The sequence below is a fragment of the Jeotgalicoccus huakuii genome (genome assembly GCF_036665975.1).
Taxonomy (GTDB): domain Bacteria; phylum Bacillota; class Bacilli; order Staphylococcales; family Salinicoccaceae; genus Jeotgalicoccus; species Jeotgalicoccus marinus.
Map to the genome: position 1 here is coordinate 1 of NZ_JAVIYN010000002.1, position 17,266 is coordinate 17,266.

The window sequence follows — 17,266 nt, forward strand, 5'->3', positions numbered from 1 at the left end:
AATAGAAGACTTTTTATCGGAATTAAACGTTGACATATTGTCATTCAGTTTTCAATGTTCTCGTTTGTTTATTGCTTAATTATCTTAACACGTTCATTTTCTAAATGCAAGAGATTTATTAAATTAATGTTAAGATTGTTATTTTTTGATTACGTCTTGTTTTGACGACTTTTATATCTTATCAAGTTAACTTATAAAGGTCAATACTTTTTCTCATAAATTTTTAAATAAAATATATGAAGCCCGCCAAACGTTGTTTTGACGGGCTTTATATAAATTAATTTTTATTTCTTACTATCACTTTTTGCAGCTCTAGTCTTATTCTTATAACCTAATTTCTTACTTGCTTTAATCTGCTTATTGTCTTTTTCTTCACGTTTTCTTTTCTCTTCCGCTAATTCTTTACGCTTTTGCTCATTAACATCTGCCCTTGTTGTACGTCCGCGTTCTTTTCTTTCACGCTCGGAGTCTTCAATATATTTAGGTAGTCTGATTAACTGATATGCGTTTGTCAGTATTACGGTGAATACTGAACGATAAATCCAATCTGTATTTTCTACTGATATAAATGGAATTAAAGTTAATGAAGTCATAAAAATCATAAAGAATAATGATGGAATAAATACATTTGTCTCTGAAATCTTATTCTTATAGTAAGCAAAGAATATTCCAGCAATGACGATAATAATCGGAATCCATACATATGACCAGGTTGACTCATGTCCTGCACCTACTTGTCTAAACCTTAAGTAGAACAAGTCAAAGATTGCATACAGTATAAGTAGAAGTTGAACATATGGCCACAAGCTTCTAAAGATACCTAGACCTAATGGATTAATGAATAGATATATGTAGAAGACGACTTGACTGACTGTGGCAATTAGGAGCCCGTAACCAATTAGGAATAGAAGTCCAACGAAAAAGTCACCGAACTCACCTTGAAATAGGAAGGTTGTCACAGCATCATATTCAGTCACCAAACTAATTAGGGTAGTAATTACTGCCCCAATTAGTAAAGTGACAAAGTAGAACTTAACTAAATATTTGGAAGTCATTCTGCTGATCCTCCAATTACTTTGTCGGCCATTGCACTATAAACTCTACTGATCTCATCATCAATATAAACAGAAGGTGCAAAATCATCCTCATTCCAATTTGGTTGTCCGAGTGGCAACTGTCCTAATAGAGGTGTTTTCAGTTCATCGGCAAGTTTTTGACCACCACCTGAACCAAAAATATATTCCTTATTACCCGTTTCTTTACTTTGGAAGTAACTCATATTTTCAATGACACCAATTATTTCATGATCTGTATGCTGCGCCATGGCACCAGCTCGCGCTGCAACGAAGGCTGCAGTCGGGTGAGGTGTTGTCACAATAATTTCTTTAGAGTGCGGTAACATCTGGTGAATATCTAGAGCGACATCCCCTGTTCCCGGCGGTAAGTCTAATAGTAGGTAATCAAGATCACCCCATCTGACTTCTTCAAAGAAACTTGTTAACATTTGTCCGAGCATTGGACCACGCCAAATTACTGGTGTGTTTTCTTCAACGAAGAACGCCATAGATATAACTTCAACGCCAAAACGTTTCACTGGTATAATCGTTTCACCATCTAAAGCAGGGCGCTCAGTAATACCCATCATATCCGGGACACTAAAGCCGTAAATATCTGCATCAATCAGGCCAACTTTTTTACCTTTTTCAGCTAAGGCAACGGCTAAGTTCACAGCAACTGTAGATTTACCTACGCCACCCTTACCTGACGCAATCGAGATAAACTCTGTCTTCCCAAGAGTAAAGCCAAGTTCCATTGCTGCCCCACGAGTTGATCGGAATTTTTCAATTGTTTCATCTGGTAACTCTTGAAAACGTAGTCCGACACTATCTGCACCCGCTTCTTTTAACAGGTTAACAATCTTCATCTGTAAGTCTAATTGCTCTTGGCCACCTTCACGACCGATTGCGACTTTTAGACTGACATGGTTTTTTTCTTCTTTTATACTGACCTCGAGCAGCCCTTCTGTGTCACTGATCGGGACATTTAAAATCGGATCATTTAACGCTCCGATAATCTCTCTAACCTTACTTTCAGTTATCATGTAAACGCTCCTAACTTCAACTTGATTCCAATACTTCTAATAATAACATAAGATTGTTACCCCTAATATCACTCAATCTTGAACTTATCGTTACAGCTCAAAGACGACCTCACCATCAATAATTGTCTGTAAGACTTGTACATCTAGAAGTTCATCTGGATCTATTGTCATCACATCTTTATCCAAGACAATGAAGTCCGCAAGAAAGCCTGGTTTAATCTGACCTTGAATATCTTCTCTATAGACAATTTTCGCTGCTTCTGTTGTGTACATTCTAAAGGCATCATAACGGTCAACAATCTCATTTGGATTGTATACAACACCGTCTTTTTCACGTGTGATTAAGGCATGAATTCCTAAAAATGGATTCACCTTTTCAATTGGAGCGTCTGATGATCCACCGAGAACGAGTCCTTTATCGAGGAGTGTTTTAAACGGATACAAGTACTTCGCACGACTACTACCAATATAGTCCTCTACCCATGGCATATCTGAGGTCAAGAATGTCGGTTGAATATCACAGATGACCGGTAGGTTCGCCATACGTTCAATAAGGTCAGGACGTAGGAGACTCACATGAATCAGTCTATCGTGCTTACCTTCGGCTACTGGGTATTTTTCTATAGTGTCTAGCACCATTTCAATCGCACGGTCACCAATCATGTGAACTGCAATCGCATCTTTATTTTTTCTTGCTGTCTGGACCATTTCTTCTAATTTTTCTCTGGTGTGAATTTGCAGGCCTTGGTCATCGGAATTAACATACGGTTCACTTACTAAGGCAGTTTTTGCACCGAATGCACCATCTGCAAAGATTTTCATGGCATCACGTTCGACGTAGTTCTTCTTATAAGCCTTATTTGCTTTCACGACATCTTCATAGACTTGTTCATGTGTTAGTAAATTCGCACGGAATTTAAGTTCTTTTTCACCAAGTGTTTGAAGGTAAGCGTCAAGCGGCACATTGAAGTCACCATAATAAGCAAGGTCTTCGGTATGAGCGCCAACAATACCTAGGGAATGCATATATTTAACGGCACGAGTAATATCTTCACTAATCGACTCAACTGTATCATCTACCGTTGCTGCTCTCATTTCTTCAAAGGCTTTGTCATAGACCCATCCAGTTAACTCACCATTTTCGTCTTTTTCAAAGTACCCACCTTCTGGGTTTTTTGTATCTTTTGTAATGCCTAAAGCTTCAAATGCTTTGGAGTTCACTACACCTGCATGAGAACAAATACGCGTAATTAAGGTTGGTTTTTCAGTTAACTGATCAAGTTCTTCAATATGAATCTTGTATTGATTATCAAAATTATTTTCATCATAACCAAGAATATTATTCCACTTATGATTAGAATCAAAATCCGCAACTTGTTGCTTCATTTCATCTATATCTGTCACATCGTCTAATGCAAGTGATGCTAATTTTTTACCAATCATAATCAGGTGCTGGTGTACATCCGTTAAGGCAGGCATCATCGTCTGGCCTTGTAAATCAATATGTTGATTTGCTAAACCTTTCAATTCTTCAAACGTACCTACAGCTTTCACTGTTGTATCTTCTACTAAGACGGCTTCAACAACTTCGTTTTCACCAGTCATCGTATAAATTTTCCCATTAAAATATAAGTCTGCCATTATTATCATCCTCAGAAAAAAATACTTTCATATATGATTATATATGAAAGTATTCTTAGTTTCATTTATCGTTCACTTAGTTTCTTGCTACGGTCTCTTGCTGAGCCCAAGGTTTTAAATATCATTTCTTGAAGTTTGAACTCCATTAAAGTATCTAAGCCGGCTTCAGTAGTTCCAGCCTTAGAAGTAATATCTTTTCTTAAGCGCTCAAACGATTCATCTCTGTTCAACAACGTTTTACCAGTCCCGATAACAAGTTCACGTGTTAACTCATGTGCATCTTCTTCTGAAAAGCCAAGTTCTACCAAACTATTCGCATATTGTTCATATATATAGTAGAGAAAAGCAGGACCAGAACCAGTTGCTGCTGTGATGTTGTCCATACCATCTTCTTCAACCACTACATTTTTCCCAAAACTCGCCATAAGTTTAATCAGTTCTTCACGTTCTAAAAAGTTATCGGAAAAGGCAATACCATTAACTGAGTGTTGAACCATCGCATTGGTGTTTGGCATAATTCTTGCAACTGGATTACCCGTCGCAAATTCTTCTTGCACAGTTTCAATCCTAATTCCAGCCATGACAGACACTAATTTCGTCTTTTCCGTTAAATGCGGACGAATTCTATCTGCAACATCTGAGAAATTTTGAGGCTTCGATGCCAGCACAATATAATCAGCATCTTCACACAGTTCCTCATCGTCATAAGAGACATTTAAACCTAATGATTCTTTAAAGGCCATAGCAGTAATTCGGTTAGATTTACTTGTAATGTAAATATCTTTTGCACTGACAATTCCTTTATGAATCATTCCTGTAAAGATTGCGCTGGCCATATTACCAGCCCCGTAAAATACAATTTTCATAAGACCACCCTCGGTTCTTTATTGGTACGTATTTTACCATAGTATCCGCTCATATATAGAACACAATTGCAAAATAGTGACATATTGCAGCAGCAATAATGAAGAAATGCCAAATCATATGGAAGTAGTTACGTGTTTTTTGTGCGTAAAACCATGCACCGACCGTGTAAAATACACCACCTAGTATAATCAGACTTATGAATTGCCATGATGTATCTGTAATAATAGTTGGTATGAATAGAACTGCTGACCAACCCATCACTAGGTAAAATGCCAAGCTCACCTTCTCATTAACAACTGGCGCGAGCACCTTATATAAAATACCAAGAATTGTCGCCAACCATTGAATGATTAAAATAACGAGTCCAAAAGTACCGCCTACTACTGATATAGCAATCGGGGTATACGTTCCAGCAATAGCAACATAGATAAAGCTATGGTCTAGTAAACGCATAACATACTTGTGGTTGGTATTATGCGCCATTGAATGATAGAGGGTAGACGTCAGAAACATGAGCAACATACTAATGACAAAGATTGAACCCCCAACTGCATGACTAATCCCACCAAGGACGTACATATAAATCGCAGTAAATGGTAAGAGGAAAATGAAAATTAGTGCTGCCACACCATGACTGACTGCATTACCAACTTCCTCTCCAAAAGATAAGGGCACAACATTTTTTAAAGTACGTTCGATTCTAGAAGTTACATTCTCTTGGTTGTGTTTTTCTCCCATTTGTTCTGACTCCCCATACATTAAATCAACCCTTCTTCAGAAAGATCGTTAAAGGCTGTCTCAATACTATCTTTGCCCACTTTATTTTTCAGTGGAGAGAACTCACCTTTTCGGTCCACTTGAAGCGTGTTATGTTTGCCAGCATATCTAAAGGCGTCAAAGTAGAATTTTTCAAATTTCAATACTTCTTCCTTAGTCACCTCAAGATGCTGTCCTAGATGCACTAGTTTTTTTAATGCAAGGTGATATGGCATTGCACCGTCTGCAGCTTCATTTAAGAAATTCATGCTATAAACATGAATCCCTATATTTCCATTAGTGAACTGATCTTCACTACCTTCAGGTAGTTCGGTATATTCAACAACACCTTTATAACCATCTAAGACAGCCAATCTACCGACAGACTCTCCTTCTTTTGGAGTAATTGATTTAGATGTGACATCATTTTGATCCTGTAAATGTAGACCAATTAAAGCAGGGTCTAATACTTTTACAACAACATTATCAACGTTGTTCATGAACACATTTTTGACGCCTCTATCTGCCATATCATCTAGCATGCCACTACTTTTAAGTGAACTGAAGATTCCACCATTACCATTAGGTGTTAGCATGATGTCTTTTTCTTCTGTTAATAACAATTCTCCATCTTTAGATAAAGGTGGGAAATGCTCTTGTTTGAAGAAGTGAATGTTTTCTTTTGGTACTTCAAAATACAAGTGGTCTTCAAAGAATTGTAATGTTTCTTCATGATTGATATCACTCGTCATGATATACCAGTGCACAGGTAGAGTACCATCTGCTTTTTTATATTTAAGAATTTGTCTCGCTTGTAATTCGAATAAAGAAACGCCTTCAAAAGAGAAAGTCCCCTTTGGTCCTGAATGCTCTAGGCGCGTACCTTGTCCACCCGCAAGTAGAACAACTGCGACCTCACCGTTTTCAATCGCTGTTGTTGCAAGTTCAGAAACTGCATCCACATCAAGGTCCTGCTTTAACACGTGAGGGACTTCTTCAACTTTCGTTAAGTCCACTTCATTATTCTTTAAATACACATCTTCATAGACGTGTTTAATTAAATTTAAATCTAAAGTTTCAAATTGAGCTTTAACTTTTTCTTTATAGCTATCTTCTAATAAATTATATTGTGGGATTAATTCTTCAATCATACGTCCACTCCTTTTATGCCGTAATAATGCGTTTGATTAATTTAGTGTGTACTTCATCTTTACCGTAATGATAACTGTCTTGAACTCGCTGTACAACATCATCAACACCATCAGTATTTGCTTCTAAGACAGCGAGAACATCGCCTTTATTAACCTTGTCGCCTACTTTTTTCTTAAGTATAATACCGACAGCTAAGTCGATCTCGTCATCTTTAGTCTGACGACCTGCACCTAATATAGAAGCTGCCACACCAACGTTCTCAGCATCAATTGACTCAATAAAACCTGGCTCAGTTGCTACAACGTCAATGTGATGTTTCGCTTGAGCGAGGTTTTCTGGATGATCAACTAAGGAGTCATCTCCACCTTGATTTTTAACAAAAGCTTTAAATTTCTCGAGCGCCTTACCATTCTTAATGACTTCTTCTAGCATTGTTCTTGCTTCTTCAATCGTTTCAGCCTTACCGCCAACAACGACCATTTGACTTGCTAAAGTTAATGAGAGTTCTGTTAAATCTTTTGGCCCTTCACCTTTTAGAGTGTCAATTGCTTCACGCACTTCATTTGCATTGCCGACTGCATAACCAAGTGGTTCTTCCATGCTTGAAATAATAGCCATCGTGCGACGACCAACATTATTACCTATTTGAACCATCGCTTCAGCTAAGGCAACTGCATCCTCCTCGGTCTTCATGAAGGCGCCATCTCCCACCTTAACATCTAAAACAATCGCATCTGCACCCGCAGCAATTTTCTTACTCATGATCGAACTTGCTATCAGTGGAATTGAATTCACAGTTGCAGTCACGTCACGTAGAGCATAGATTTTTTTGTCCGCAGGGGTTAAGTTTCCAGACTGTCCAATTACAGCGAGCTTGTCCTTGTTAACCAGATTTACGAAGTCATCCTGCGATAATTCTACATGGAAGCCATCTAGGGCTTCTAACTTATCAATTGTTCCACCTGTGTGCCCCAGGCCACGACCACTCATTTTTGCCACTGGTACATCTAAAGCTGCTACTAGTGGTGCCAATACAAGTGTAGTTGTATCTCCAACACCGCCAGTAGAGTGTTTATCCACTTTGATACCTTCGATATCTGATAAATTGATTTGATCTCCAGATTCAACCATTGCCATCGTTAAATCAGCAGATTCTTCAGGTGTCATATCATTATAAAAGATTGCCATTAAAAGTGCTGAAGCCTGGTAATCAGGCACCTCACCTTTCGTATATCCATTGACGAAGAATTCAATCTCCTCTTTTGTTAAAGTGTTGCCGTCACGCTTTTTAGCGATAATGTCTACCATTCTCATGTTTAAGTACTCCTTTTACTTGGATGTTTTAGTCCATTCCTTCTTATTTCTATACTTTTTAGTATGGGCATAAATATTTTCTGCCGCATAGTCTTCATTAGTATAAACCGTAATATCAAAATATGTCCCGTGTTCACTAAAAGTTTCATTTAAATACGTATCTTTTAAGTGATCAAATAAGTTTTTCATTGCTGTATGATCTAAGCTCGGATATTCACGAAGTATCTTTTTTTGAAGTGCACCGTTGTGATCCATCACTTCTTGTACAACAATCACAAATGATTCATTATCCTTTAGTACATCATCAAAGATATTAGTCTGACCATGCTCTGCCATGATTCCGCCCTCCTTTGTATACAAGCATATGGATATCATGTTCTTAATATCTTTATTATACTTAAAAATAAGTTCATTTCATAATGAGAACTAAAAAATAGGAGGGAAAATTATGCAGGACTTGAATGGTAAAAATGCATTGATTACAGGTGGTTCAAAAGGAATAGGCTTAAAAACTGCTGAAGCGCTTGCCAGAGAAGGCGTCAACATCGCAATTACAGCACGTAATGAAGAAACTCTAAAGGAAGCCCTTGCTATTTTAAATGAATATAAAGTGTCAACAATCGCAATCCGTGGTGATGTATCTGTAAAAGAAGAAGTAGATGAAATCGTATCGTCAGTAGTTGAAGAATTCGGTACTATCGATATCCTTATCAATAATGCAGGTATCATGGGAGGCGGTAGTTTCTTTGACGACAACGAAGAAATGTTCAGACAGATGCTAGACGTCAACGTGTTCGGTATGTACTACACGATGAAAGCTGTCCTACCACACATGCAAAAAGAACAACGCGGGGATGTTATCAATATCGCTTCAGTGTCCGGTCTAAGAGCATCAGAATCCAGTGCCCTTTACTCCGCTTCAAAACACGCAGTTATCGGTTTGACTGAAGGCGTTATGCGAGAAGTGAGAAAAGACAATATACGCATGTCTTACCTCACACCATCCGCTGTATTAACAAGAGAGCCTAACTTAGACCCAGAAACAATGACACATCCAGAAGACATTGCTGATATCATTGTGAACCAACTGAAAATTAACCCAAGAACCTTTGTTAAAAATAGTGAGATGTGGGCAACAAATCCACAGCCACTTGAATAGAGTTGAATTGTAAGAGCTGATCTTTATCAGCTCTTTTTTTGTGGTGTTGTTGTATATTGTGGCTGTTTCGCGAAGTCGTTTATTTTTCGAAGCTCAATCACACTTAAAAATGCTCAATTATATATTCAATTAACATAACAATCGGATTACCAAAAATGGCAGCCAGTATTATCCCTATCACTAAACCCCAAATAAATAGTTTACGCTTCTCCCTTTTAGTTTCTTTACTTTCATTATCCTTGGCCATTGAAAATCCCCCTCTCATAAATTCCAACATAAAATTAAACCATTTAATATTACTTATCCTTTCGTAAACTCCCTGAAACAAACTTCCCTCAGCCTAATTCTCTTCTTTTCGGTTTGACTAATTTAAATAATTAGGGTAACCTAATAATTAAAATTACATAACCCAACCAAAGGAGAGTTTATACAAATGAAAAAATTAATAACGATGATAATGGCTTTAACTTTAACGATTATCTTAGCCGCTTGTAGTACTGAAGCAAGTTCTGAAACTGACAACGATAAACAAAACCTTGTCGTCACGACGACCTTTATCAATGATATGGTCTCTGTTTTAGATGAAGGTATAGACGGCTACAATGTTGAAATGATTATTCCTGCTGGAGAGGACCCACACGTGTATGAACCTAAGGCAAGTGATCTTAGGGTGTTAGGTGATGCGGATACCGTGCTTTACCACGGTTTAAATTTTGAAGGTCGAATGGCAGATGTGCTTGAGGAAGGTGTATCGATTACTGATGATTTCAATACGGATCATTTAACGACAATGGAAGATGATGAGGGAGGCTCTGAAACTGACCCTCACTTCTGGTTTGATATCGAACTTTACAAACAAGCTGTTACAAAAGTGAAGGATACTTTAATCGAGAACAATCCTGAAGCAGAGGATGCTTATGAACAAAATTACGATAACTATATTAAAGAGCTTGATGAACTTAAAACTTACGTATCAGATAGAGTTGAAGAAATTCCTAAGGAATCCCGTATTCTTGTGACGCCTCACGATGCTTTCCAATACCTAGAGAAAACTCAAGATATAGATGTTCACGCACCTCAAGGTTTCTCTACTGACAGTGAAGTTTCAAATAACCAAATTGAAGAAACTGCAAATTTAATAGCTGACAACAATATTAAAGCAATCTTTGTAGAAACAACGACAAATCCAGACAGAATGACACGCCTTCAGGAAATTGTCGAATCTAAAGGTGGTTCAGTAGAAGTGGTTAACAGCGATGATGAGAAATTACTATCTGACTCTTTAGCCGTAGAAGGTGAGGCTGGTGATACCTTTATCGGTATGTACCGTCATAATATTGATACGATCGTCGACAATCTTAAATAAAGGAGGATAACTATGTCACATTCAATAATTAACGTAAATGATTTAACTGTAGCCTATAACAATAAGTCTGCAGTTCGTCATTTAAATATAGATGTTAAAGCAGGGAGTTTAACTGCGGTTGTCGGTCCAAATGGTGCGGGTAAATCAACTTTAATGAAGGCAATCATGAAGTTAATCAAACCCACATCCGGGCAGACATCAGTCATGGATGACACTAGTAAAAAAGCACTTAAAAATATTGCCTATGTACCTCAAAAAGGCGACGTCAACTGGGATTTCCCTGCTACTGTCTTAGACGTCGTCATAATGGGACGCTATGTTCATAAAGGTTGGTTTAAAAGACCAAATAATGAGGATACAAGAATCGCTCTAGAAGCACTGAAAACAATGAAGATGACAGAATATAAAGACCGTCAAATCTCTGAGTTATCAGGCGGTCAACGTCAGCGCGTCTTTTTAGCGCGTGCTATTGCACATGATGCGAGTATTTACCTTATGGATGAGCCGCTTCAAGGCATCGACATTACAACCGAAAAGTTAATTATCGACACCATGAAAAATTTACAAAAACAAGGTAAGACTTTTCTAGTTGTCCATCATAATTTAAATACTGTCCCTGAATATTTTGATCATGTCATCATCTTAAACAAAACAGTCATTGCAAGCGGTCCGGTAAAAGAAGTCTGGTCAGAAGATAATATTAATGCCGCTTATTATGAAATGATGTGATAAGTAATGGATATTTTAACGTCTTATTCATTTATAATTGTCGCTTTCGGCACGGTCATTTTAGCAATCGCTTCAGGCGTAGTGGGTACTGTCAGCGTCTTAAAGGGACAAAGTTTAATTGGTGATGCAATCGGTCATGCAACTTTTCCAGGCATTGTTATTGCCTTTATGATTTTTGGCATGATGGAAACGTCAGTCCTCGTGATTGGTGCAGTCATATTTGGAGTGCTTGCCTTTTGGTTTATAAACAAAATCACCTCAGAGTCAAAGATTTCCTTAGACAGTGCCCTTGCCTTAATCTTATCTAGCTTTTTCGGTTTGGGTATGGTCTTAAAAAGCTATGTACAAGGCAATTCCAATTTTTCAGGTACCCAAGGTATAGATGACTTTATATTTGGTCAGGCTGCCTACATGTTGAGATCTGATGTCTATATCATCATTGCAGCTGCCCTAATTAGTCTGCTGATATTTACTATTTTCTATCATCAATTAAGAATCTACATTTTTGATGAAACATACAGCCGTACAATCGGTATTAATAAAAACTTGATGAACACACTGGTCTTACTCATGACAATTGTCTTAATTTCAGTTGGACTGAAGGCAGTTGGTGCCATTCTAATCGTAAATATTTTAATCGTACCTGCTGTTATAGGCAGTTTATGGTCGAACCGTTTCCTTAATGTGCTCGTTATTGCCGGTATTTCAGGTGGCGTTTCAGCCTTTATAGGCACCTTTGTTTCAACCGCATTCACAGGTATACCAACTGGTCCAGCGATTATTCTTTCACTCATTATTCTATTAATACTGTCCCTAGTCGCTGCCCCAAAAGGTCTCGGTGCTAAAATTATTCAAAATAAAAAGCGAGGTGCCAACATATGATAGAAGTTTTTGCAGTCCTACTCATCACGGCACTTGCAACGAGTTTACTTGGTGTATTTTTAGTCTTAAAAGGACAGGCGATGACAACCGATGCCATCAGTCATACGATTTTGCTTGGTATCGTACTCGCTTTTTTCATCACCAATGATTTACGTTCACCCCTACTCATCATCGGGGCAACAGTCATCGGCTTATTAACCGTCTATCTAATCGAGCTAATATCTAACTCTAAGTTAGTCAAAGCCGATGCTTCAATCGGCATTGTCTTTACAGGTTTATTTGCAATTGCAGTCATTTTAGTGTCGAGATATGCAGATGACGTGCACTTAGATATCGATGTCGTCCTCATGGGACAAGTCTTATTCGCCCCCTTAAACCGCATCGATATTTTTGGCATAAGCCTACCCTATGCACTTGTTCAGCTAACGATAATATTACTGATCAACATCATCTTCGTTCTCTTGTGTTACAAGGAATTAAAAGTCACAAGTTTTGATCCAATATTCGCTGCTGTTTCCGGTTTTTCTGCAACACTGATCTACTATATCCTGATGTCACTAGTTTCTGTTACAGCAGTAACAGCTTTTGATGCTGTTGGTTCAATACTCGTCATTAGTTTCTTTACTGCCCCGGCCATGACTGCTTATTTAGTTTCTAAAAGATTATCTAGAATGATTTGGCTCACACTAATTATTGCAGCATTCAACAGTATAATCGGCGGCATATTTGGTTATTTCACAGACACCTCTATATCAGGTAGTGTCGCAACAGTTTCATTCATCACATTTATACTAGTGTTTATGACTCAAAAATTCACTTTAAGCCATAGAAAACCAGTAAATTAAATTTGCCTGTTTTATAAAGTTTCTTCATAATTAGACATGAAACTTGTGAATGGAGGGTAACGATGAGCCCCACTAAAGAAGATTATTTAAAAGTGTTATTTGAACTCGGTGCTTGGAAGATTCAAGTGCCCAACAAAGAGATTGCAGAGCGGTTAGGTATATCACCACCGACTGTCACTGAAATGATGAACAGTCTCGTCAAAGCCGGCTGGGTCACATATATTCCATATAAGGGCAGCATGTTAACTGATGAAGGTGCAGAATATGCAAAGAAGCTCATTCGTAAGCACCGTCTTTGGGAAGTGTTTCTCGTGAAAAACCTTAATTTTGAAAAGGACGAAGTTCATGATGAAGCAGAGCTACTGGAACATTCAACGAGTGATCTTTTAGCAGACCGCTTAGAAGCGTACTTAGATTATCCAAGTCATTGTCCCCATGGCGGTGCAATCCCCTTAGATTTAATGGAGAAACAAGAAAAAGTGTCGATTCGTCTGTCTGATGTTGAACTGAATCAACCAGTCAACATCGCACGTATGCTTAATGAGGAAAAACTCGTTCATTACTTCCAACGTGCCAATCTAAATGTAGGTGATCAGATTAAAATTTATGAGGTGGATAAAACTCTTGATCTTCTATTCATTCACAACATAAGTCGTGATGAAAACGTTGAACTCAGTCAAACCATTGCACAATATCTCTTTGTTGTTATTGAGGAACAATAAAAATGACCGGTGCGTTAGAATTCTAACGCACCGGTCTTCTATATCATTTCATTAGAGCATGTACCCTAATAATTATTATTCACCTAAATAAGATTTAAGCATCCAGTTGTTTTTCTCAACATCTTGAGCAATTGCGATGAACATATCTGCTGTACGATCGTCACCAGCATCTTCTGCTGTTTTAACTGATTGATTTAATTCTGCAGATAACACTTCGAAGTCTTCAGTTAACTGTTTAACCATTTGTTTAGCATCAAGACCATATTCGCCTTCTTCAATGCTAGACTCTTCTAGTGATTCTGTAAGTTTAGCAATTGGCTCTCCACCTAGAGTAAGGATACGCTCTGCTAAATCGTCTACATATACTGCTGTTGCATCGTATAACTCTTCAAATTTAGCGTGTAGTGAGAAGAAGTTAGGTCCTTTAACATACCAATGGTAGTTGTGTAATTTAGTCCATAATACTGTGTTGTTCGCTAATTGCTTGTTTAATACTTCGATTACTGCTGTTTTTTCTGTAACTTGTGCCATTATAAAATCACCTTTCCCTTATATAATAGTATGAGTTTGCGCAACTACTTATTTAGAATCATTATTATTTATATATTTATTATAGCAAGGATAGAATACTTAATCAAGTCCTATTTAGAATTATTATAAATAAGACTTTATCTATCTCGCTAACAATAATCTCTACCCCTACTAAATTATTGTAAACATAAAAAAATGACTGATTTATATTAAACCAGCCATCTTCAAACCTTCTACTAACCCGTTGTCGTCCACATGACAGGTTTGATATCGACTCACTCTTTTTGCCTCATCAACAGCATTCCCCATAGCAACACTATTTTTAACTAAGGTAAGCATTTCTACATCATTCGGTCCATCTCCAAATGCATATACCTGTTCTATGTCGACACCCATTTTCTCTATCAACATTTCTATCCCTTTAGCTTTAGAACCACCTTTAGGTATGACATCAGTAGCAAAGTCATGCCATCTTAAGAAGTAAACATCGTCATATTTGTTTTCATACGCTTCTTCTTCGCCATCTGTACAAAACAACAGCGCTTGATGAATATCATTATTATGGTAATACGCTTGATCTTCAGTGACTTCGAAGTTTAACTTTAATGATCCGATGCCACTTTGAACATGTTTATGTTCTCTCGTACTCACTCGAAGATCGTTCTCATCACAATATGCGATTGGATGATCATTTTTATAAGCTTGTTTAGTCAGTGCATCAAGTGTTTCATCCGAAATCGGATTTTCATAGATGACCTGACCCTCGTAGACAATATATTGACCGTTGTAACTAATGTATGTTTCAATACCTAACATTTCTCTTAACTCTTTAAACATAAACGGACCACGACCTGTCGCAATTGCAACAATATGTCCTTGTTCCCTGAGTTGTATTACAGCATTTTTAGCATCTTCAGGCACTTCTTTAGAAGTGTTATATAATGTTCCATCTATATCAAAGAATATCAATTTCTTATCTGTCATATGGCACCTCTTTTGATTTAAATAATATAAATACTCGATAAAATAATCACTGCAGCAATCAGTATAATCCAAATTACAATCATAACCAGATTCGCTTTATCGTAAAAAGCTGTATACAAGAGAAAATCCGTCATGATATTTAATAGTAATTGTAAGATGATTACTAAAACTAAAGCACTCAGACCTAAAGTAATATTTCCCGAGAAATACAAGATGATTGAAGTGATGTAAACCAGTGTCATTACAATGAAGAATATTCTTTCCTTCATCACTAGATTTAATCGCATTATCTTTGCAATCGTTTCTTCTTCATCATTAAAGTAACGTCGTTCATCGAATGAAAAATGGATTCTATCTTGGTCAAAAAATGAGGTTGCCGCAAATTTAATTAATAGTCCTGCAACTAAAACAAATAAAAGTATATGCATAATTTCTCCTACTGACTTACAGCTTGTTTAGCGAGTTGGTCTGCAAGTTCGTTAAATTCCACGCCTGTATGTGCTGCCACCTTATAGAAATGAATATTAATCTTCTTATTATATTCATGCATCGTTTTAACATAATTTTGAGTGACAGAATTCTTCGCTCTCCACTCTTCAGTATACCATTTTTCTAATCCTGCATAATCGTAGTGCACGTATATATCACTATAGTCATGATGAATCGCCCACTCCACTGCATAGAGAATACCTGCTATTTCTGCCGTTACGTTCCAAAGATTGACTTCAGGGTCGACCTCAGTCGGTTCACTCGCTTGGTGAATAACATGATCGTCCACTATAAACACCGCACCAAAGCCTGCCTTTTCACTTCTTTTGTCATAACTACCATCCACATAGGTCACAAGGGCACCTTTAGGAATATCTACTGTTTCATCTTTTAAATTATCGATAAAATTCTCAGCTTCTTGTCTTGTTTTAAATGATTTGAATTCTGCACCACTATAACCTTTGACTGCATTTTGACAGTCCGGCCAATTAGTGAATATGCCTGTTTGATGTCCTTTACGCACTGCATAATATTTCGCCATAACGATACTCCTTTAAATAAATAAAACCACTCATGATTGTACCATGAGTGGCAGTTTCCTTATAATAATTCGTCAGCAAGTGAGATGACGTAACGTAATTTTTCCCACTGTTCTTCCTCAGTTAAAACATTTCCGTGGTGTGTCGAAGAGAATCCACATTGTGGACTTAAACGAATCTGTTCTTTAGGTACATAATTGGTCGCTTCTTCAATACGCGCTTTGATCACTTCTTTATCTTCTAATTCACCACTTTTTGAAGTCAGTAAACCGAGCACAACAGCTGGGCCACCATCAGGAATTTCTTTTAGTGGTTCAAAATCGCCTGAACGATCATCATCATACTCTAAAAAGAAACCATCAACATTTTCCTTAGCAAATAAGACAGGCGCAATCTTGGCATATGATCCTTCAAATGCCCAAGTAGAACGGTAGTTTCCTCGGCATAGGTGGGTAGTAATTACCATATCTTCTGGTTTCACTTCTAGGGCGCCGTTCACAACTCTTAGAGCTAGATCTATAAGTTGTTCGCGGTTATAACCACTTTCCTGATACGGTTCTTCTTCTGTATTGAGTCTTGCAATATAAACATCATCTAACTGTAAGTAGCGACAACCGACATCATAGAATGCCAAGATGGCATCCTGGTAAGCTGCAATAATGTCATCTGCATATTCTTCAATGTCCGGATAGATTTCTTTATTACGTACACCATAGTTGAAAAATTGGTTAGGTGAAGGAATGGTTTGTTTTGGAACAGCTCTGTCTCCAACGATTTCCTTAAACAAGATAAACTCTTTCACGTGTGGATGGTTTTTATCGAAAGAAATCTTACCGATGTTGCGGATATTATAGGCTTCTGTCTTCATGCCATTGAATGAGTATCCTTCTTCAGGGATATAGCCTTCAAAGCCACCAACATGTTCCATAAAGTCAGTGTGCCAAAAACGGCGGCGGAACTCGCCATCCGTAACAGCCTTGAGGCCGACTTCAATTTGCTTATCCACCACTTTCTCAATTTCTTCTGTTTCTATTTTAAATAATTCGTCTTTACTGATATTACCTGCTTCAAAGTCTTTTCTTGCTTGATGTATTCTGGCAGGACGTAATAAACTTCCTACGTGATCTGCTTTAAATGGTGCTGACATGTAATAACCTCTTTCAATATTGTTTTTAAATAAATAAAATCC

Annotated in this window: 20 protein-coding genes; 6 read left to right on the forward strand and 14 right to left on the reverse strand. The window is 37.5% G+C overall.

What is annotated here, in order from left to right:
• Positions 1-284: 284 nt before the first annotated feature.
• The 8 genes from V6E76_RS00995 to V6E76_RS01030 form a co-directional block, all read right to left on the reverse strand.
• Positions 285-1,055, reverse strand: a complete 771-nt coding sequence (locus V6E76_RS00995) for a KinB-signaling pathway activation protein (RefSeq protein WP_247348148.1) — start codon at positions 1,053-1,055, stop codon at positions 285-287.
• Positions 1,052-2,101 (reverse strand): iron-sulfur carrier protein/transcriptional regulator SalA, encoded by a 1,050-nt coding sequence (gene salA / locus V6E76_RS01000; protein WP_247348150.1) that lies wholly within the window; start codon positions 2,099-2,101, stop codon positions 1,052-1,054. The genes V6E76_RS00995 and salA overlap by 4 nt, the downstream gene beginning before the upstream one ends.
• Before the next feature lie 90 nt (positions 2,102-2,191).
• Positions 2,192-3,742, reverse strand: coding sequence for an amidohydrolase (locus tag V6E76_RS01005; protein ID WP_247348151.1), 1,551 nt, complete (start codon positions 3,740-3,742; stop codon positions 2,192-2,194).
• Between the two features lie 65 nt (positions 3,743-3,807).
• Positions 3,808-4,608 (reverse strand): pyrroline-5-carboxylate reductase, encoded by an 801-nt coding sequence (proC, locus tag V6E76_RS01010; protein ID WP_247348153.1) that lies wholly within the window; start codon positions 4,606-4,608, stop codon positions 3,808-3,810.
• A gap of 49 nt (positions 4,609-4,657) precedes the next feature.
• On the reverse strand, positions 4,658-5,347 hold the full coding sequence (trhA, locus tag V6E76_RS01015; RefSeq protein ID WP_247348154.1) for a PAQR family membrane homeostasis protein TrhA: 690 nt from the start codon (positions 5,345-5,347) through the stop codon (positions 4,658-4,660).
• Positions 5,348-5,367: 20 nt separating this feature from the next.
• Positions 5,368-6,516 carry a UTP--glucose-1-phosphate uridylyltransferase gene (locus tag V6E76_RS01020; RefSeq protein WP_247348156.1) on the reverse strand — a complete coding sequence of 383 codons (1,149 nt, stop codon included), beginning with the start codon at positions 6,514-6,516 and terminating at the stop codon, positions 5,368-5,370.
• A 13-nt stretch (positions 6,517-6,529) separates the two neighbouring features.
• Complete coding sequence (locus tag V6E76_RS01025; RefSeq protein WP_247348158.1) at positions 6,530-7,831, reverse strand: pyrimidine-nucleoside phosphorylase; 1,302 nt, start codon at positions 7,829-7,831, stop codon at positions 6,530-6,532.
• Positions 7,832-7,846: 15 nt separating this feature from the next.
• Positions 7,847-8,167, reverse strand: coding sequence for a hypothetical protein (locus V6E76_RS01030; RefSeq protein WP_026865736.1), 321 nt, complete (start codon positions 8,165-8,167; stop codon positions 7,847-7,849).
• A gap of 112 nt (positions 8,168-8,279) precedes the next feature.
• Here V6E76_RS01030 and V6E76_RS01035 point away from each other — a divergent pair, with 112 nt between their 5' ends.
• On the forward strand, positions 8,280-8,990 hold the full coding sequence (locus V6E76_RS01035; RefSeq protein ID WP_247348160.1) for an SDR family NAD(P)-dependent oxidoreductase: 711 nt from the start codon (positions 8,280-8,282) through the stop codon (positions 8,988-8,990).
• 103 nt (positions 8,991-9,093) lie between these two features.
• On the opposite strand, the gene V6E76_RS01040 is transcribed toward V6E76_RS01035, so the two are convergent.
• The gene (locus tag V6E76_RS01040) at positions 9,094-9,237 is read right to left on the reverse strand and encodes a M48 family metallopeptidase (protein ID WP_247348162.1); all 144 of its coding nucleotides are present in this window, start codon (positions 9,235-9,237) and stop codon (positions 9,094-9,096) included.
• A 186-nt stretch (positions 9,238-9,423) separates the two neighbouring features.
• Here V6E76_RS01040 and V6E76_RS01045 point away from each other — a divergent pair, with 186 nt between their 5' ends.
• The 5 genes from V6E76_RS01045 (at position 9,424) to V6E76_RS01065 (ending at position 13,534) form a co-directional block, all read left to right on the forward strand.
• Positions 9,424-10,356 (forward strand): metal ABC transporter solute-binding protein, Zn/Mn family, encoded by a 933-nt coding sequence (locus V6E76_RS01045; RefSeq protein WP_247348164.1) that lies wholly within the window; start codon positions 9,424-9,426, stop codon positions 10,354-10,356.
• A gap of 12 nt (positions 10,357-10,368) precedes the next feature.
• Complete coding sequence (locus V6E76_RS01050; protein WP_247348166.1) at positions 10,369-11,085, forward strand: metal ABC transporter ATP-binding protein; 717 nt, start codon at positions 10,369-10,371, stop codon at positions 11,083-11,085.
• 6 nt (positions 11,086-11,091) lie between these two features.
• Complete coding sequence (locus V6E76_RS01055; RefSeq protein WP_247348168.1) at positions 11,092-11,967, forward strand: metal ABC transporter permease; 876 nt, start codon at positions 11,092-11,094, stop codon at positions 11,965-11,967.
• A complete protein-coding gene (locus tag V6E76_RS01060; RefSeq protein ID WP_247348170.1) occupies positions 11,964-12,812 on the forward strand; it encodes a metal ABC transporter permease in 849 nt (282 codons plus the stop codon). Before V6E76_RS01055 ends, V6E76_RS01060 begins: the two co-directional genes overlap by 4 nt.
• Positions 12,813-12,874: 62 nt before the next feature.
• On the forward strand, positions 12,875-13,534 hold the full coding sequence (locus V6E76_RS01065) for a metal-dependent transcriptional regulator (protein WP_247348172.1): 660 nt from the start codon (positions 12,875-12,877) through the stop codon (positions 13,532-13,534).
• A gap of 75 nt (positions 13,535-13,609) precedes the next feature.
• Here V6E76_RS01065 and V6E76_RS01070 read toward each other — a convergent pair whose 3' ends face one another.
• The 5 genes from V6E76_RS01070 to V6E76_RS01090 all read right to left on the reverse strand — a co-directional run bounded on the left by V6E76_RS01070 (position 13,610) and on the right by V6E76_RS01090 (position 17,224).
• Positions 13,610-14,065 carry a Dps family protein gene (locus V6E76_RS01070; protein WP_026865742.1) on the reverse strand — a complete coding sequence of 152 codons (456 nt, stop codon included), beginning with the start codon at positions 14,063-14,065 and terminating at the stop codon, positions 13,610-13,612.
• 204 nt (positions 14,066-14,269) lie between these two features.
• Positions 14,270-15,049: a Cof-type HAD-IIB family hydrolase gene (locus V6E76_RS01075; RefSeq protein ID WP_247348174.1), complete on the reverse strand. Its 780-nt coding sequence runs from the start codon at positions 15,047-15,049 to the stop codon at positions 14,270-14,272.
• Between the two features lie 17 nt (positions 15,050-15,066).
• Complete coding sequence (locus V6E76_RS01080) at positions 15,067-15,477, reverse strand: hypothetical protein (protein WP_247348176.1); 411 nt, start codon at positions 15,475-15,477, stop codon at positions 15,067-15,069.
• Positions 15,478-15,485: 8 nt separating this feature from the next.
• A complete protein-coding gene (locus tag V6E76_RS01085; RefSeq protein ID WP_247348178.1) occupies positions 15,486-16,079 on the reverse strand; it encodes a ribonuclease H family protein in 594 nt (197 codons plus the stop codon).
• A gap of 59 nt (positions 16,080-16,138) precedes the next feature.
• Positions 16,139-17,224 (reverse strand): 5-methyltetrahydropteroyltriglutamate--homocysteine S-methyltransferase, encoded by a 1,086-nt coding sequence (locus V6E76_RS01090; protein ID WP_247348180.1) that lies wholly within the window; start codon positions 17,222-17,224, stop codon positions 16,139-16,141.
• Positions 17,225-17,266: the final 42 nt, after the last annotated feature.

Excerpts from the sequence above, each read along its gene's own strand:
- V6E76_RS01060 (WP_247348170.1), top strand. The coding sequence starts at position 11,964 with ATGATAGAAGTTTTTGCAGTCCTACTCATCACGGCACTTGCAACGAGT.
- V6E76_RS01040 (WP_247348162.1), bottom strand. The coding sequence starts at position 9,237 with ATGGCCAAGGATAATGAAAGTAAAGAAACTAAAAGGGAGAAGCGTAAA.
- V6E76_RS01025 (WP_247348158.1), bottom strand. The coding sequence starts at position 7,831 with ATGAGAATGGTAGACATTATCGCTAAAAAGCGTGACGGCAACACTTTA.
- salA (WP_247348150.1), bottom strand. The coding sequence starts at position 2,101 with ATGATAACTGAAAGTAAGGTTAGAGAGATTATCGGAGCGTTAAATGAT.
- V6E76_RS01030 (WP_026865736.1), bottom strand. The coding sequence starts at position 8,167 with ATGGCAGAGCATGGTCAGACTAATATCTTTGATGATGTACTAAAGGAT.
- V6E76_RS01085 (WP_247348178.1), bottom strand. The coding sequence starts at position 16,079 with ATGGCGAAATATTATGCAGTGCGTAAAGGACATCAAACAGGCATATTC.
- V6E76_RS01055 (WP_247348168.1), top strand. The coding sequence starts at position 11,092 with ATGGATATTTTAACGTCTTATTCATTTATAATTGTCGCTTTCGGCACG.
- V6E76_RS00995 (WP_247348148.1), bottom strand. The coding sequence starts at position 1,055 with ATGACTTCCAAATATTTAGTTAAGTTCTACTTTGTCACTTTACTAATT.
- V6E76_RS01075 (WP_247348174.1), bottom strand. The coding sequence starts at position 15,049 with ATGACAGATAAGAAATTGATATTCTTTGATATAGATGGAACATTATAT.
- V6E76_RS01090 (WP_247348180.1), bottom strand. The coding sequence starts at position 17,224 with ATGTCAGCACCATTTAAAGCAGATCACGTAGGAAGTTTATTACGTCCT.
- V6E76_RS01080 (WP_247348176.1), bottom strand. The coding sequence starts at position 15,477 with ATGCATATACTTTTATTTGTTTTAGTTGCAGGACTATTAATTAAATTT.
- V6E76_RS01020 (WP_247348156.1), bottom strand. The coding sequence starts at position 6,516 with ATGATTGAAGAATTAATCCCACAATATAATTTATTAGAAGATAGCTAT.
- V6E76_RS01045 (WP_247348164.1), top strand. The coding sequence starts at position 9,424 with ATGAAAAAATTAATAACGATGATAATGGCTTTAACTTTAACGATTATC.
- V6E76_RS01005 (WP_247348151.1), bottom strand. The coding sequence starts at position 3,742 with ATGGCAGACTTATATTTTAATGGGAAAATTTATACGATGACTGGTGAA.
- V6E76_RS01070 (WP_026865742.1), bottom strand. The coding sequence starts at position 14,065 with ATGGCACAAGTTACAGAAAAAACAGCAGTAATCGAAGTATTAAACAAG.
- V6E76_RS01065 (WP_247348172.1), top strand. The coding sequence starts at position 12,875 with ATGAGCCCCACTAAAGAAGATTATTTAAAAGTGTTATTTGAACTCGGT.
- V6E76_RS01035 (WP_247348160.1), top strand. The coding sequence starts at position 8,280 with ATGCAGGACTTGAATGGTAAAAATGCATTGATTACAGGTGGTTCAAAA.
- V6E76_RS01050 (WP_247348166.1), top strand. The coding sequence starts at position 10,369 with ATGTCACATTCAATAATTAACGTAAATGATTTAACTGTAGCCTATAAC.
- proC (WP_247348153.1), bottom strand. The coding sequence starts at position 4,608 with ATGAAAATTGTATTTTACGGGGCTGGTAATATGGCCAGCGCAATCTTT.
- trhA (WP_247348154.1), bottom strand. The coding sequence starts at position 5,347 with ATGGGAGAAAAACACAACCAAGAGAATGTAACTTCTAGAATCGAACGT.